This window comes from Rhodococcus sp. FG69, from assembly GCF_057808915.1.
In genome coordinates this window covers 1-446 of sequence record NZ_JBMDIX010000125.1, presented here as the reverse complement: position 1 = coordinate 446, position 446 = coordinate 1, and the positions used below count along the sequence as shown (strand labels likewise).

The following is a 446-nucleotide window of genomic DNA, read 5'->3' as shown; positions in this document are numbered from 1 at the left end:
TTGAGGCGGGCGATCAGGGTGATCTCTTCCAGTCCTGCGCCGATGGTGGAGGGTGCGATGTGGCGGGCGATGGTGGCGAGGCGGTCGTCGGGGACGTCGAGGACGGGCCAGACGTAGAGGGTGACGCGGTTGGCGTCGAGTCGTTTGCGGCCGCGTAGAGATTGTGCCCGGCGGATGCCGTCGAGGCATGCTGCGACGGTGCGTTCGATTTCCGGTACGGCCACGACGTTGCCGTGTTCGTCGAGTTGGGTGGTGACGCCGCGGATTTCGGCGAGTGCCATCAGGCGTTCGTCGGAGGGATTGTCTTTCGCGGTGAGGTGGAACAGGTACGTTCCCGCGGTCGCAGGCAAGCGTGTGCCGTCGAAGTTCTTCAGCCGCCACAGGTCCAACCGTTGCCCCGTCAACGGATGCATGTCACGGATGACGACATCCTCGACCAACGGCTC

General features: G+C 64.8%; 1 protein-coding gene. It reads right to left on the bottom strand.

The features are described 5' to 3' along the window. The coding region (locus ACODSO_RS29265; RefSeq protein WP_489040096.1) for a hypothetical protein at nt 1–446 on the bottom strand (446 nt) is incomplete at both ends.